General features: G+C 30.1%; 19 protein-coding genes. 11 read left to right on the top strand and 8 right to left on the bottom strand.

Going from position 1 to position 15,069, the window contains the following annotated elements; genetic code table 11:
* The first annotated feature begins 9 nt into the window (after nt 1–9).
* The 4 genes from VK164_RS02395 (at nt 10) to VK164_RS02410 (ending at nt 3,304) form a co-directional block, all read left to right on the top strand.
* Nucleotides 10–708 (top strand): hypothetical protein, encoded by a 699-nt coding sequence (locus tag VK164_RS02395; protein WP_324207814.1) that lies wholly within the window; start codon nt 10–12, stop codon nt 706–708.
* Between the two features lie 254 nt (nt 709–962).
* Nucleotides 963–1,466 (top strand): hypothetical protein, encoded by a 504-nt coding sequence (locus tag VK164_RS02400; protein WP_324207815.1) that lies wholly within the window; start codon nt 963–965, stop codon nt 1,464–1,466.
* A 139-nt stretch (nt 1,467–1,605) separates the two neighbouring features.
* Nucleotides 1,606–2,769, top strand: a complete 1,164-nt coding sequence (locus tag VK164_RS02405; RefSeq protein WP_324207816.1) for a leucine-rich repeat domain-containing protein — start codon at nt 1,606–1,608, stop codon at nt 2,767–2,769.
* A gap of 313 nt (nt 2,770–3,082) precedes the next feature.
* Nucleotides 3,083–3,304: a hypothetical protein gene (locus VK164_RS02410; protein ID WP_324207817.1), complete on the top strand. Its 222-nt coding sequence runs from the start codon at nt 3,083–3,085 to the stop codon at nt 3,302–3,304.
* Here VK164_RS02410 and VK164_RS02415 read toward each other — a convergent pair.
* Complete coding sequence (locus VK164_RS02415) at nt 3,290–3,457, bottom strand: hypothetical protein (RefSeq protein ID WP_324207818.1); 168 nt, start codon at nt 3,455–3,457, stop codon at nt 3,290–3,292. The two genes, VK164_RS02410 and VK164_RS02415, sit on opposite strands and share 15 nt — an antisense overlap.
* A 27-nt stretch (nt 3,458–3,484) precedes the next feature.
* Between VK164_RS02415 and VK164_RS02420 the strand changes: the two genes are divergently transcribed.
* Both VK164_RS02420 and VK164_RS02425 read left to right on the top strand, forming a co-directional pair.
* A complete protein-coding gene (locus VK164_RS02420) occupies nt 3,485–3,898 on the top strand; it encodes a hypothetical protein (RefSeq protein ID WP_324207819.1) in 414 nt (137 codons plus the stop codon).
* On the top strand, nt 3,898–4,479 hold the full coding sequence (locus VK164_RS02425) for a hypothetical protein (RefSeq protein ID WP_324207820.1): 582 nt from the start codon (nt 3,898–3,900) through the stop codon (nt 4,477–4,479). The genes VK164_RS02420 and VK164_RS02425 overlap by 1 nt, the downstream gene beginning before the upstream one ends.
* A 581-nt stretch (nt 4,480–5,060) precedes the next feature.
* On the opposite strand, the gene VK164_RS02430 is transcribed toward VK164_RS02425, so the two are convergent.
* Together VK164_RS02430 and VK164_RS02435 are read right to left on the bottom strand one after the other, a co-directional pair.
* Nucleotides 5,061–5,201, bottom strand: a complete 141-nt coding sequence (locus tag VK164_RS02430; protein ID WP_324207821.1) for a hypothetical protein — start codon at nt 5,199–5,201, stop codon at nt 5,061–5,063.
* Nucleotides 5,185–5,445 carry a hypothetical protein gene (locus tag VK164_RS02435; protein WP_324207822.1) on the bottom strand — a complete coding sequence of 87 codons (261 nt, stop codon included), beginning with the start codon at nt 5,443–5,445 and terminating at the stop codon, nt 5,185–5,187. The genes VK164_RS02430 and VK164_RS02435 overlap by 17 nt, the downstream gene beginning before the upstream one ends.
* 126 nt (nt 5,446–5,571) lie before the next feature.
* On the opposite strand from VK164_RS02435, the gene VK164_RS02440 reads away from it, so the two are divergent.
* A complete protein-coding gene (locus VK164_RS02440) occupies nt 5,572–6,627 on the top strand; it encodes an endonuclease (protein ID WP_324207823.1) in 1,056 nt (351 codons plus the stop codon).
* A gap of 1,056 nt (nt 6,628–7,683) precedes the next feature.
* Complete coding sequence (locus VK164_RS02445; protein ID WP_324207824.1) at nt 7,684–8,106, top strand: DUF6943 family protein; 423 nt, start codon at nt 7,684–7,686, stop codon at nt 8,104–8,106.
* 173 nt (nt 8,107–8,279) lie between these two features.
* Here VK164_RS02445 and VK164_RS02450 read toward each other — a convergent pair whose 3' ends face one another.
* Nucleotides 8,280–8,591, bottom strand: a complete 312-nt coding sequence (locus VK164_RS02450) for a helix-turn-helix domain-containing protein (RefSeq protein ID WP_324207825.1) — start codon at nt 8,589–8,591, stop codon at nt 8,280–8,282.
* A gap of 162 nt (nt 8,592–8,753) precedes the next feature.
* Here VK164_RS02450 and VK164_RS02455 point away from each other — a divergent pair, with 162 nt between their 5' ends.
* Entirely contained in the window at nt 8,754–9,680 is a 927-nt protein-coding gene (locus VK164_RS02455; protein WP_324207890.1) for a ClpXP adapter SpxH family protein, read from the top strand.
* Between the two features lie 191 nt (nt 9,681–9,871).
* Here the strand turns inward: VK164_RS02455 and VK164_RS02460 are convergent, their stop codons facing one another.
* Genes VK164_RS02460 through VK164_RS02475 form a run of 4 tightly spaced genes read right to left on the bottom strand, consistent with a single transcriptional unit; the run spans nt 9,872 to nt 11,540 of the window.
* Nucleotides 9,872–10,045 (bottom strand): hypothetical protein, encoded by a 174-nt coding sequence (locus VK164_RS02460; protein WP_231841476.1) that lies wholly within the window; start codon nt 10,043–10,045, stop codon nt 9,872–9,874.
* Nucleotides 10,038–10,322, bottom strand: coding sequence for a hypothetical protein (locus VK164_RS02465; RefSeq protein ID WP_324207826.1), 285 nt, complete (start codon nt 10,320–10,322; stop codon nt 10,038–10,040). The genes VK164_RS02460 and VK164_RS02465 overlap by 8 nt, the downstream gene beginning before the upstream one ends.
* 34 nt (nt 10,323–10,356) lie before the next feature.
* A complete protein-coding gene (locus VK164_RS02470; protein ID WP_324207827.1) occupies nt 10,357–10,749 on the bottom strand; it encodes a DUF5675 family protein in 393 nt (130 codons plus the stop codon).
* 32 nt (nt 10,750–10,781) lie between these two features.
* On the bottom strand, nt 10,782–11,540 hold the full coding sequence (locus tag VK164_RS02475) for a hypothetical protein (RefSeq protein ID WP_262317479.1): 759 nt from the start codon (nt 11,538–11,540) through the stop codon (nt 10,782–10,784).
* Between the two features lie 983 nt (nt 11,541–12,523).
* Between VK164_RS02475 and VK164_RS02480 the strand changes: the two genes are divergently transcribed.
* Nucleotides 12,524–13,759: a site-specific integrase gene (locus VK164_RS02480; protein ID WP_324207828.1), complete on the top strand. Its 1,236-nt coding sequence runs from the start codon at nt 12,524–12,526 to the stop codon at nt 13,757–13,759.
* An 11-nt stretch (nt 13,760–13,770) separates the two neighbouring features.
* Nucleotides 13,771–15,006: a hypothetical protein gene (locus tag VK164_RS02485; RefSeq protein WP_324207829.1), complete on the top strand. Its 1,236-nt coding sequence runs from the start codon at nt 13,771–13,773 to the stop codon at nt 15,004–15,006.
* The last annotated feature ends 63 nt before the right edge of the window (nt 15,007–15,069 follow it).

Genomic DNA, 15,069 nt, shown 5'->3' on the forward strand with positions numbered 1-15,069 from the left:
ATTTAACTAATGATAAAAAAAATAATCATATCAATTATTTTAGCTGGATTTCTTTATGCCTGTGAGTCGTCAAAGAATAAAAAAAATCTTGTAAAAAATTATACTTGTTTTTGTGAGAATGATAGTTTAATAAATCATTCAACTGTTTCTTGTGATACAACAATGTTAAGTAATAAATCTAAACTTTATTGGCAATTCAACTGTGATAGAATTTGGTTAACTCTTGAAAACATTAATAAACAAAAAACAATAATTGATTCTCTATCAATAGATTTTTACCCATTGACATACAGAATTGGTTATCATTTGATTAAGGAGTTTGACAAAACTATTTTATTTCGAAATAATTGTCCAGCGACTAGTGGTAATTGTAATTTCACCCTTATTGACAAATTCAATGGGGAAAAAGTAAAAGAATTTGATCATCTAATTTGTATTGAAACAGACGATAACATTTATAAACTAGACTTTATTGTTTATTTATCTGAAACTAAAGAACAATTAATTATTTACTACGTTAATAGCGGTAAAATTCTTAAAATACCATTTAATGAAAACCTTACATTTACTGTTTCCACTAAAGAACAATTTGAAGAAATGTCTTTAAAGAACAATATTTTAGAGTTAACATATTGGTCTTATGATAATTCCAAAAAGAAAATCAGCATAAACTTGAACGATGAAAAATACAGTTATTTACAACCATAAGTATTGTAAACCAAAGCTCCTTACAAAATTCCTTACCTTAGTTCTAAATTAAATATAATAATTTTTATAAAAACCCTGCAAATTTAATTTGTGGGGTTTTTTATTTCCTAGGAAGGCTTTTTAACCATGTATACATAAATATTACGCTACTTAAAAAAGAGATAAAATTATTTCAGTAACTTTGTTTTGAAGTAGCTTGTGGGCAAGGAATGCAATTCCGCGCTATCAGGGTTATTTAAAATATAATAAAAGATATGAATAAACTTTTAATTGTTATAACGATATTATTTATAAACTATACTTATAGTCAAGCAGATACTTTAGTGTTAAGACATTTTATTAATAATAAAGAATTTAAAACAAACAATGCGAAAATTAGCATTATTACTCACAATGATACTTTAGACATTGTTCATTTAAATGGAAAATTTATTCCTCCTAGAATTAACACATCATTTGTTTTTATTATAAAAACTGAAAATCAAAAGTCTTATTCAATATCACTAGGTAAATTTGATTTAGAAAGTTATGATGAGATATATTTTGGTACAATAACAGAAATAGAAAAATTTAAAAAGAATATTTTTGAGCATTTTAATTATTTTATGAACAAAGAAAATTATCTTGAGATTGAAGAAATACCAAAAAACGGCTCTACTGTTGAGTATATAATGTTATATCGTCTAAAGAAAATAGGAACCATTAATAATAGAATGACAATTAAAAATGTTATTATTAAAAATGATAAAAAAGATTAGGTCATTAAATATAAACTTATTTTGAGAAGAAATATAAAACACCTCAAACTTACTTTTGGGGTTTTGGTTTTACTATTTTGGTTTATTTGTTGATATCAAAAACAGCCAGTATAAATAATCGAAGCAAAAATTATTAATAATGAGAAAAATTATATACCTGTTATTTAGTTTATTAATTTGTTCAGCCAACATTTTAAAAGCACAAAATTTAAATAAAAACTCAAAAGAACAATTAGATTTTGAAAAAAAAGAAAGTTTAGTTTTTAATGATAAAAATTTGACAGAATTTCCAAAAGAAATTTTAAACTATAAAAACCTTAAAGAATTAAAATTTATTGATTGTCCAATAAATAATATTCCTGATTGGATTGAAAAACTGGATTCTTTAAAAACAATTACTATAAAAAATGGCGCTCTTTATGAAGTAAACCCTAAATTATGTAAACTGACCTCTTTGGAAGAGTTGATTTTACATAAAAATAATTTATCCACTTTACCAAGTACTTTTTCAAATCTAAAAGATCTAAAAACGATTGTATTAAGTGAAAATCAATTTGAGACACTACCTGATTGTTTATTTGAATTAGAAAATTTAACTTTTTTAAACGTAGATAAAAATTATTTAGTAGAATTTCCTGAAAAATTAGGCAAACTAACAAAGCTAACTACATTAAGAGCAACAAATAACAATTTGATTAAACTAAATAATTCTATTCAAAATTTAAAGGAATTGGATTTATTATTTCTTCAAGATAATCAAATTATAGAATTACCTGAGTCAATCGGTGAACTAATTAGTCTTAGAGGTTTGGAATTGTCAGGCAATAAATTAAAAACGTTACCACAATCATTTAGTAATTTAAAAAATTTAGAATGGTTGTCTATGTATGAAAACAAATTATTTTCTGAATTCCCTGAAAATATTGGGGGTTTAGAAAAATTAACTAATCTACAACTATCTAAATCTAAAATTAAGACATTACCAGAAAGCTTTGCTAATTTACAAAAACTCAATTTACTTGACTTAGGCAGAAACGAGCTTTTAGGATTTCCTATACAAATTACTTCTTTAAAAAATCTTTCTACTTTAGAATTATATGGAAATAATATTTTATCTATTCCCGATGAAATCTCACTTCTAACTAATTTGAGAAAATTAAATCTGTCATATAATTCAATTACAACATTAAATGAAAAAATATTGCTTTTAGAAAATCTTAGAGAGTTAAAAATATTTGGTAATAAAATAAATTCAATTCCAAATAGCTTAAAAACAAAAAGTACATTAAAAATAATAAATTAAATCAACAAGTTCCATCACAAACCACTCTAGTCAACTAACTAAATATAATAATTTTAACCAAAACCCTGCAAATTTGATTTGTGGGGTTTTTATTTACTATATTGGTATATTTGTTAGAATTAAAATTTAGACGAAAGGAATTTCACCGCTAGTGTACCGCTAGTGCGCGAATCCTTTCGCGTTCTTATATATTTTCTCACCATCAATTTGCCAATCAATCCCTCGGCAGACAATGGAAAATGTAACAAGAGAAACTTTCAAAATCCTACACAATAAGAATTGATGAAATCATTACAATCAAAATTTAAAAAAGTTGTATATATTTGATGATATTTACAAGTTGTATGTCATTATGGAAGAAGAAACGCAGAAAAGAGATATGAATTGGGATTATTATGCAATAAAATACATTCTAGGACAAAGAACAGACGAAAAATCTAAACAAGTTTTACTTAACATGGAAAACATGACAAACGAAGAGTTTAACCAAATATGGTGGGACGCAAAAGTAGATTTGTTTTTAGATAGATTTTAATTTTTCTTCTAATTCTTTTTGTAAATCTTGAAGCTCTTGTTTTTCGGGAACTATGTGAGTAGGTGTTGTATCTGAATTAAGTTGTTTTTTAACTAATCTTTTTATAATTTCAGATTGTAATTTAATAATTTCTAATAATTTTGAATTTTCCATAGTAAATAATTTTAAAATGTAAATATAATGAGTAAAACAATAGAAATTAGAAAAGTTCACATTAGAAATATAATTTTATCATTTTTATTAGGGTTTGGAATACTTTTTGGCTTAGAGCATTTTGGAAAATTTAGCTATATAGCAGATAGTCCACCTCAAAATAGTTATGAAAAACCTTCGTTTGTCCAATATGTACCTGCATCAACAAAAATTTTAAGTATATATTATAAGTCTTATTTTGGAAGTACAGTAGAAACAGGAGGAAACGGTTTTAATATATCAGATATGAATTATTCAGATAGTGATTTTAAAAAATATTCTGTAAAAAGTTATTATTACACACAGGCGACTTTAGTGGATTTTAAATATGGTGTTTACATTTCTTTAGGTTTATTTCTAATTACATTATTTTTTACTAACTTTAAAATTAAACTAACATAATGAAACACGTAATTACTATATTATTCAGTATTTTACTTATTTCTTGTTTTTCAGAGCCAAAAAAGGAGATTAAAGACAATAATTCAGCTTATGATGAGAGTTATAGCCCTATTAGTGATACACCTTTAACAAATATTAACTCTGAAGATAAAGAACAAGTAAAAAATATACGTTTTGCATATATAATTATAAAGTTAGAAATTCCTGAAATTTATAATGGTGAAACTTATAAATTTTCATCAAAAGTTGAATACACTAAAGAAGAAAGAACAGAATATTTTTGTAACCTATCTTTCAAAGACTCATTAATTGTTTCCAAAGTTATAGAAATTATAGATTATGATTCGGAAACTGAACAAAACATTATGTTAAAATACAAAAATGAAGTTAAAGCAAAACTTTTTGAAAAAGACAAATGGCTTTTAGGGGTAAAATTAAAGGAATGTAAGAACCTCGAAGATTTTGAGAATATTAATAATAGTAACCCATATTCAAAAATTTTAAATACTCAGATTTTTGTCTTTAATTCTTATTCTGAAGCTAATGAAAATAAGAAGAAAATGTACAATAAAGTACAGTAAAAATTTATTAGTAACTATTAAATAATATTTTGTAGTTTAATAAATTTGTTTAATTTTGCATTGTCGAAAACGGCGTAATTGAAAAAGAAAGCCGAAAAGTGTTGGCGCACAAATCGACTTTCAAAGGTGTATTACTCGCTTTCGCTTAAATACTCAATGGCTTTCCACAATCCACGTGAAACGATATTAGCCATCACTTTCTGTACGAACCCTTCCGTCCTTGACGGTTTTACAGGTTCTTGAGTTGAGTTACTCATATTTTTATATCATAGGCGGTGTAAAAAGTTTAAAAATTAGACAATAAAAATCCCAACTACATCTAAAAGGTGAAACGAATTGGACGTAGTTGGGCTAATTATTTTGCAAAAGTAAAGAAAATTTACGACATTTACAAATAAAACGTGAAAAAATAACGCCATACAACAATCGTTTGCTTCAATGGCTACGCTTGGGAATTGTAAAAAACGGCAGAGAAAAAACAAACAGAAGGAAAAATTTAAACATCAGTGCTAATCCAACGCCACTGAAAGCAAGCGATAGAACGTTTGCTTTTTGAATTAAATTTAGTAGCAAAAGCTTTTCTACTTATATAATAACTCTATGGTAATCTCTTCTTTTATAAAACCTTTTTCAGTAATAATGGTTGTACAATAAGGAGCTTTTGAAGTTACAAGATTAGAATAAGCAGCAAGCAATTCTTCTTTTTTACTCTCTAAAGTCAATCCCCAAATCTTTATTGTAAGGAATAATTCGAAAGAATACTCCATCTAACAATAAAGCATCTTGATTATTGGCTGTATTATCAGGAGCAAAACCAAAATAGGTAATATCAGTTTTAGGATCGTTTAGAACATCTAATACATCTTGTTTTACAGTCAAAAACAAAACTTCATCAATGATATCTTTTGGAACAATAAAGTCTTTCGCTTCTACAGTTAATGAATATTCAATTTCATCATTATTCATAGTATAATTTATAAAAAAATAAAAGTGGTTTAAGTATTTAGAGTTAATTCAAAACTTAACAAATTGATTGAGTATTTATTTTTTTGCACTAAATTTGAATAAATCAATGAAATACAAAGAAAAACTATGCTTAATAAATTACTCTTTCTATTAGTCCCAACATTTTTTTATGCCCAAATCCCAGCATATTACGCTTCAATTGATTTCTCTCAAACAGGTGATAATCTAAAAAACCAATTAACTACTTTAATTACTAACACACATACAACAAATTTACCTTATACAGCTACAGGCGTTACAGACACTTGGGATGCTTTATATCAAACCGATTTAAACCCAAATAATACAAACAATGTTCTTTTAATTTATGGTTGGAATGATACCGATGCAGATATTACAAACGATTATTCCAGAGCTAAAACAGCATCTTGTCATACTTCTTCTTGTAGTGGTTTATGGGTAAGAGAACATGTTTATCCTCGTTCCCTTGGTACTCCAAATCTTGGTTTCGAGTTTGCAGGTGCAGATGCGCATCACTTACGTTCTATTGATAATGATAGAAACAATTCAAGAAGCAATAGAAAATTTGAAGAGGGTAGTGGGATTAATATGTCATACATTACACTTGCAGGGAATTGGTATCCAGGTAATGAATGGAAAGGGGATATCGCAAGAATGATTATGTACATGTATGTTCGTTATCCATCACAATGTTTACCAAACAATGTAGGTGTTGGTAGCTCTTCTTATTCAAATTATGGTGATATGCCTAACGTGTTTTTAGATTGGAATGCACAAGATCCAGTTTCACAATATGAAATGAATAGAAACAATATTCTTAACACTTTACAAGGAAATAGAAATCCTTTCATAGACAACCCATATCTAGCAACTATCATTTGGAATGGACCACAAGCAACAGACACTTGGGGTGTATTATCATCAGATGAATATTCATTATCAAATAATCTTATTTATCCAACAATCACAAACGATTATATCTACATCAATAATATTGAAAATAAAACATATAATTACTCGATTTACAACACTTTAGGACAATTAATCACTACCAATACTACAACAAATTCAATAGATTTATCAGGTAATTCAAAAGGCATCTACTTTATTACACTAAAGTCAGAGAATAAAACCAAATCATATAAAGTAATTTTGAACTAGAAGCGAAAGGCTCGGGCATTCTTGGTTTCCATTTTCCCGCTATCCGTTAAACACGGTATCACTTCTATCGGGGCTAGATAGTAAGCAAATGGCTTTCTTGTTTTCTTTGTTTTAAATAGGAACGCTTCGCTAAGTTATTTGCACCCACCCAGTCCTAGTTTATCCTGAGCTCTGCCGAAGGGCTCCCCACCGCACAAGTGGTATTTTGTGTGTTTTTAGCACTTGTTTTCCCAACAGTAAGTCAATAAAAAAAGGCTCCCTGTTTTCCCAACCCCTCGCGCACAGTCCGCCTTTTTTTATCCACTTACACCCAATCCAAAAAACAAACGCTAAAAACACACAAAAACAACTCCCAAGCTATATTTACATAATAAGTGTTATAATGCCTTCCATCTCCCAATGCTACGCCAACGGCAGTTATAACAGTTATTATGTAAAATATCCGCTCCCAGCCGCACCCACCCGAAAAAAAATAGGAACGCTACCGCTAACGTAATTTTCATTGTTTTTTGAAGATGCTTCCCATTTTCAGTTCACGCACTCCACTGAACACTAAAAACTGAATACTGAACACTTTCAAAGCATCCTCAAAAATCAAACTATCACAAGAGTGTATTTTTATTTGCAACCACAACCGATACACCACGTAAGCAAATAAAAAAACACCCTTGTTTACCAGTCCCGATTGAACACCCCTAAAACCCCAGTTCATAAGAACATCTGGGGTAAACATTTTTACAAAAAAAAGGATAAAAAAGAAGCCAAAGGTTTGTTCCGGGTATTCAAAAAAGCAAGTTCAAGCCTTCGGTTCCGGATAAAATCTCCACCCATACATTTTCATTACCACAACATCCTCTTAGCATTTCCACAGACGCATATGGGTAGTATTTTACCCGTAAAACTTGCTTTTTTGAAACCCTCCACAAGGCAAGACGGCTTTCTTTTTTTTCCTTTTTTCTTTTGCAAAAATGTGTGTGGGGCATCTCGGTTTCCAATCACATTTCGGGCAATCACGAAGGAAAGACGAAGGAAGTTAACCTGTTAAATCCTTGTATTATGGACACAATTTTTATTAAAACCCACCAACCTGGGGCGCACTATGCCAAACCGCACTTTTTCGTATTATCAAAAGGACTAAATAGCGGAAAACCAAGCAATGAACCTTTTACAAACAGCTTTGTACTTGTATTTCAAACCGAAGCTCAAAAAGAGGACATCTTTTGGATAGCCATGAGCCTATGGAAATCCAAATTCTGGATGCCTTTTCTTCGCGGTTCGGTTATTCCGTTCTTATCCCTCTATGAATTCAAAAAAGAGTTCAATCCAAAAGCCACCCGATTAATGCGTGAACACGAACTGCATCATAAAAACATCCAAGCGCTCAAGCTGCTGCAAGAACAAGAAGCACACCACGCAAAAAACATCCACTTAATCAACGAACTCAAAAACGCTATTATGATGAGGTATAGAAATAAATAAGAGTAAGCCTGGACTAATTTGTCTAGGCTTTTTTACTAAAAGGGAATATTTGTTTGAAATAATGTATTTATATTTGATAAAATCTAAACAATTGCGCAAATACAACCAAAATTGGGTAGATTGGCGCAACTTTATTGCGCATATAAACAAGTTAGCGGCAAGTATAACCGACACTACCCAAGACTTTCTAACTGCTTAAAGACAGGAATTAACGACTTCCCTTTTTCGGTAAGATTATATTCTATATGCAAAGGCTTTTGCTGAATGACAACTTTTTCTAACAGCCCGACTTCTTCTAACTCTCTTAAAGCGACAGACAAAGTTTGTTTGTTAGAACCTTCAATTTGACGCAACAAACTACTAAAACGCAAAGGTGCTTCAACAGCCAAACGAAAAATTTCAGGTTTCCATTTGCCAGACAGCGACTTCAAAAGCCCTTGTGCAGGACAAGTTTCGTTATCAATAATTTCTTTTTTTGTAGTCATAATTTTCTGACTTATTGCGTAGTTGAATTTAAGTCCTCAACTTTGCACAAAGATAAACAAATGGTATAAGACACTTTACAAAAAATGAAATTAACTTATCTTATTTTAATCACAACATTCACAATCGGCAATACAAGTTGTCATTCTCAAAACAAAAAAAATATGCAAGAGCAAAACAATCCTTTAATGTGCGACCCAGAAAGTGGTATTTGCGAAATACCTACTAACAAAATAAGTTCAGCAGAAAGCAGTTTGATAAAATCAGACAAGAAACCAGTAAAAATAATCTATTACACCGACCCTATTTGCTCTTCTTGTTGGGGAATTGAGCCACAATTACGAAAACTCAAATTGGAATATGGAAACAATATTGAAGTTGAATACAGAATGGGTGGTTTGCTACCTAATTGGAGTTATAATAGTGGTGGCATTAGCAAACCTTCTGATGTTGCTCACCATTGGGACGAAGTAAGTGTTTATTATGATATGCCAATAGACGGAAATGTTTGGCTTGAAGACCCATTAAATTCCTCATATCCACCTTCAATTGCTTTTAAAGCAGCACAAATGCAAGACAATGAAAAAGCAATTTTGTTTCTTCGTGAAATACGAGAAATGGTATTTCTTCAAAAAAAGAATATCACAAAATGGGAACATTTAGAATTAGCAGGAAAAAAAGTTGGGCTTGACATTGTTAAGCTCAAAACGGATTATGAAGGAAAAGCAAAAGAACTTTTTGAAGAAGATTTAAAATTAGGCAGAGAATTAGGTGTAAGAGGTTTCCCAACAATGTTTTTTACAGACACAACAGGACAGAAAGAAATGGTTTATGGCTCAAAACCATACAGCACATTTGAGAGTACTTTGCTTAAATTGTTTCCTACTGCTACCAAAACAAGCTATGACAAGACTTGGAATGCTATATTTTCAAAATACAATTCATTGACAGCAAAAGAATTTTCTGAACTAACAGGAACACCACGAAACGAAAGTGAAAAATATTTGGACGACTTAACAGCGAAAGGACAATTAGAAAAACTGACAACAAAAAATGGAGCAATGTGGACTTTGAAGAATACCAGCCGCTAACAAGGTATTGGCAAAAGCAGGGCTGACGGAAGTATATCAACATTTGTACTTCTATCAGCTTTTGTGCAATATTTGAGCTGACGTTTTTCAAAGCCCTGCCTTCGCCAGTACCCAAACCGTATACTAAAAAAAGCCTGGTCATACGACTAGGCTTTCTCATACTCAGTAAAGGTTACCAATCAAAACTGAGCTTATTTCTTTTTTGAGGTGAGGCGTTTTAAAAACACCGTAACACCAAAACTCACTACTGCTCCAATAAAGGCTAAAACTATTGTTTTCAAGACATCTGCTGAGGTTAAATTAGGTATAACACTCAAAACAAATCCTCCAAAAGTTCCTGCCTTCAAAGTTAAAGAATTATCCATTCCGTCCAACGTCAGTTTCGGGTTTTGCCTCATCTTTTTTGTTGCCTCGGGTGTCATCCTGAGCTTGTCGATGGGTGTCATCAACCGTAATCTGGCTCACTGCCGATAAAACACCACCTACAACGGCTGCATAACCCGCAACGGTTACAACAACAGCAGGTAAAGCTACTGGAGCAGCTACAATGCTTCCACTTACTGCTAATAAGGCTAATCCAATGGTGCGCAACACCTTAAAAAATTTCGGAGTGGGTGCCTTAGCACGTTCTACTATATTCATAATCTTTCTTTTTATGTCATCCTGTAAAGGATCACTATTGTACAATCAATTCTACACTTTCTTTATTATCCAAAGCTCTATAAACCAAGTCTTTCAACTTGGTAAAAGCTTTTCTAGATAGTAAACCTAATCCAGGTCCAGAAAGTTTCGTAACAGGAGCAATACAGCCACGTAATTCCTTTTGCGCATTATTAGCAGGATGTATCAAAATATACGTTCTGTTCGGCACATCCACCAATTCCAAATGCCATTTGTATTTTGCACTATATCGCTTTCTAATAAAATATTTCCCTTCCGGAATACAGGAAATCCCACGTTCATTTCGTTTCCACGGCAATTCAATTGTATAACTAATCAATTTGCCCTCACATTCCAATTTTCCATTCGTTCCTTCAGGGAAATAAGTTCTTGTCAAAAACAGTATCATACTGACCACTTAAAACTGATCACCGACCACTATTAAACGCCTCCGTCAACCGCTACAATAGATAACGGGTTAAAAGCCCCATTTTTCAATGGATACATTTGCCCATTAATTTGTTGGTAGAACTCCACACCAAGAGCCAAAACAAGTGGGTGAGTAGAGTTAGCAGTCACCGCATTACTCAAGTTAATCACAGCCGTTGCTGTAGCATCCCAAGGTAAAATTGCAGTTTCAGAAGTAGCCACTTCATACGATTCTCCAGTAAAGTCAATTGCAGCTCCACCAGAAATCACTTTAAAGTGAGTAGTTCCACTAGGAGCAGCAATCATATTCGCAGGAACAAAAGAAGGAATTGCCACCGCCAAAGTTCCAGCTGCACGATCAATATTTGTCGTGAAAGGAGCAAACAAAGAAGTTCCTAATTTTCCACGAATATTAAATTCAAAACCAAGAACCAATTCAATTTCCCCATCAATTACATTACGTAATCCTCTCTCACTCACAGCATCCATCTGGATAACCTTAACCATTTGTTGCGTTAAACGACTCACCATTCTACCATCAGCAGAATTTAACAACAAGGGGCGTAAAGCCGTTCTTAAAAGCTTACCTGCTTTTCCAGCTCTACCAAATTCAGAACCGTTCTCACGCGTTCTTTGAAACGCAGGGTCACTAGCAATTCTACTTGCCTCAATACCACCTTTTTCACGAGCTAAATGCCCATCCTGCGTCTTATAAAAAGTAATATCCCCGATAGTACCTTTTAACTTAATTATGCCTTTCTGTCTAGCCATAACTTCAAAATTTTAGTTCAACATTCATTCACTTTCATAAATCATTCAAAACACGGTTGCAACACTTTCTGAAATAATTACAGGGCAAATTTCCCACACAATACCCATCAAAAAACAACACCCCATACCAAATGTCCTAAATCGACACATTTGTCCTTAAATGTCCTAAAATGATATTAAACAAGAACTTCAATTAACGTTAAATGAAAAGATTAATTAAGTACCTTTAACCTATCTCAAAGCCAACTCAAAAGCAAGGTTAAAGTATGAATCAAATATCAAAACGAGTTTGTATCTATCCAAAGGACATACAACGCATTACAGGTAAAAGCTATCGTCAAAGCACAAGAATATTAAATGAGATAAGAAAGTCGCTTAGAAAGCCTAAAAACAGCCTTGTAAGTATAGAAGAGTTTTGTTTTCATACTGGCTTAAATATCGAACATGTTTTACCATTGATTGATTAGCAGTATCAACTTATTTAATTTTTAAACTACTTAATTGAAATATTTTATTATATTTGTACTATAAGATTTGTCAGAAAAACGAATGCTTTTTTGAGGTTTAAAATCGAGACCCAAGATTTGGACAATTGAAAAAACTTTTAAAATATAGGCTTGACGAAAGAGATTCGAATCCCTCTTTCTCCGCGGAAAAAAAGCCCGAAACTTTAGTTTCGGGCTTTTTGTTTATAACTATAGATAAATGCAAATACAATGAAGTATATAGAATATTTTATATTCAATATTTGATGTGTTATGAAACAGGATAAAGATTAGAATCTGAGAATTAAACAAGAAGTGACCATGGAGGGAGTTCCTGTTTTTTTTAATTAGTTTTAGTTCAATATAATTAGTTATATTTGAATAATAAAGGGATTGTAAAATTTAATTTAATTGGTTTTAATTGATTTAAGCTTAAAAATAATCCCCTTTTTACTCCCCTATTGATAATTTGTTTCATCGATTTTAATCTATTTTAATATGAACTACATATTTGAGTTAAGAAAAGACAAAATTAATAAAAATGGTCTGATTCCAATACGACTTGTTGTGAATTCTAATAAAATAAAAATCCGTAAAAATCTACCTAATGTAAAAACTTTATTAGAGGATTGGGATTCAAAAAATGGATATATTAAAAACCATAAGAAACACCAATATTATGATGAGTACCTAGATTCAAACAAGGAGATTCAAAATACTAAGGATAAGGTAGAGAAGATTTTTAACTTTTTTAAATTCAATAATATAGAATTTTCTGAAAAAATATTCCTAGAGAAATTTGGTAAAGATGAAGTCTCTGTTGGAATTGATTTTTTTGAAGCATTTGACGACTTTGTAAAAGCTTCCAAACACACCAAAACAGAAGGAACCATTAAGCGATATATTACATTGAGAAATTTTTTAATCCATTTTTCTCAGGCAACCAAATATCCTATCCGTTTTGATACCATCAATTTAAATTTTGAGGAAGAGTTCATGGATTACGCTTTCGAAGAAAGAAAGACACTGAATAATTATTATGGAAAATTAATAAGCATTATAAAGACTTTCATGAACTGGTCATTCAATCGAGGCTTACATAATAATCTGGAGTTTAAAAAAATTAAGCATGTAGAAAATGAAATTGAGGTTATTTATCTTGAAAAGGATGAGTTGATAAGTTTGTTTGAATACCCTTTTGAGAATAACAAGCTCTCCAGAGCTAGAGATTTTTTCTGTTTTGGATGCTTTACAGGATTAAGATACTCCGACATTTATAACCTTCATAATGCTAATATTAGCGAGAGTTTTATTGAATTAAACATAATTAAAACCAAGACCATTAGTCATAGAGTTGAATTGAATAAATATTCTAAAGCTATATTGGATAAGTATAGAGGTACAATTCATCATCCAGTTCCAAAGTTTTCATCGCAGAAATTAAATGATTACATAAAAGAATGTTGTAGGATTGTGGGGATTGATAAAAATACAACAATAACAAGATATATAGGTTCAAAACGAATAGAAGAAACATATAAAAAATATGAACTTATAACTTGTCATGTATCGAGAAAGACTTTTGTTACAAATTCATTATTAATGGGAATGAATGAAAGGGTTTTGAGAGATTTTACTAATCACTCTTCAGAAAGATCGTTTAAGAAGTATGTAAAATTAACAAATGCTTTAAAACAGCAGGAAATGAAGAGAACTTGGGATGAAAACTTTTAAATATTTTAGATATGAATGCACTATTTTTTATTAGACAAAACTTTAAAGAAATTTTTTTTAAGGACAAAAAGGTTAATGAAGTTAATTACAAAAGGATTCTTCCTTATTTTTCAGTTATTTCAAATAATATAAATGCCTCAGAATTGGATGATTTAACAATTAATAAAATTAAATATGAAATAATTAACTTTTTAAATTATGATCAATTGGATTACTTATTAGAAAGTATACTTCAACATGATAAAAAAGAAATAATAAAAAAAATAATTCTTCAAGAAAATTATCGATGGTATAACCAAATAGAAAATGAGATTAAATTAAATATCAAAAATGCCAGATTATCTCTAAATATCTCTGAATATATAGCATTTATAATTGGAAAGAAAGTGGAGCTTAAAAAATTTAAAGATTCAATATTTTTTAATGATATATATTCAAGATTAAATCATATTTTAAATAAGGAACTTATAGCTCCATTTACATTAAATTATTTTGAAGTTGAACAAAAATCTAATGTTCCTGTTCGTCAAGCTTTGTCTTTATTCTTTAAATATGAAAAGAATGAGGCAATTATACAATTTAAAAGGTTACTAAATATTGATAGGGAATCAAGACTTGATTCATCTTTTCAAGCTGAATATTTTGAAATGACTAGAATATTTTTTGAAAAGTTAAATTTAGATTTTATTCCTTTAATTGACATTAGTAATTATGATAATCCGGTTTGTTTGTCAAATGAAAATGGAAAATACATAACTAAAGAAGAGGTACAATTAATAATAGATAAAGAAGATTATTTTAATAAAAGAGGTTTTGAAGCTGATATAAAAGATTTAATTAGAAAAGATAAGATTGTCAATAAAGAAATGTTTACTGAGAGTTATTTGTTGTTTTATCAAAATATTTCAAAAAAAGTTACCGAAAAGCACATTGACGTTTTATTTTCTAGTTTTACACAACTAAATCCAAAATACAATGAATTTGAAATTTTTGATTCTAGAGAAACCTTAAAAAAAGCATTAAGTAAAAAAAATAATGTTCGTGAGTTTTTAAGTTTAAACAATGAGTTGCTTGATAAAGGAATAATAGATGTTTCTAGAGCTAAACTTATAAATTTACTCTCATTGTATTTTAACCCAATAAAAGGTATGGGGTATGATAATATAAAACACATGATTACAGGAGCAGAAAGATATAAAACAAAAAAAATGCTCCCTCATTATTTAAAAACATATATTGATAAATAGCTTGATAATCAGTTTTTTATAAAGTAGAGTAATGCGGTGTAAAGTTTGTTTTCCAACTTAAAT

The organism is Flavobacterium sp., assembly GCF_035299005.1.
GTDB lineage: Bacteria > Bacteroidota > Bacteroidia > Flavobacteriales > Flavobacteriaceae > Flavobacterium.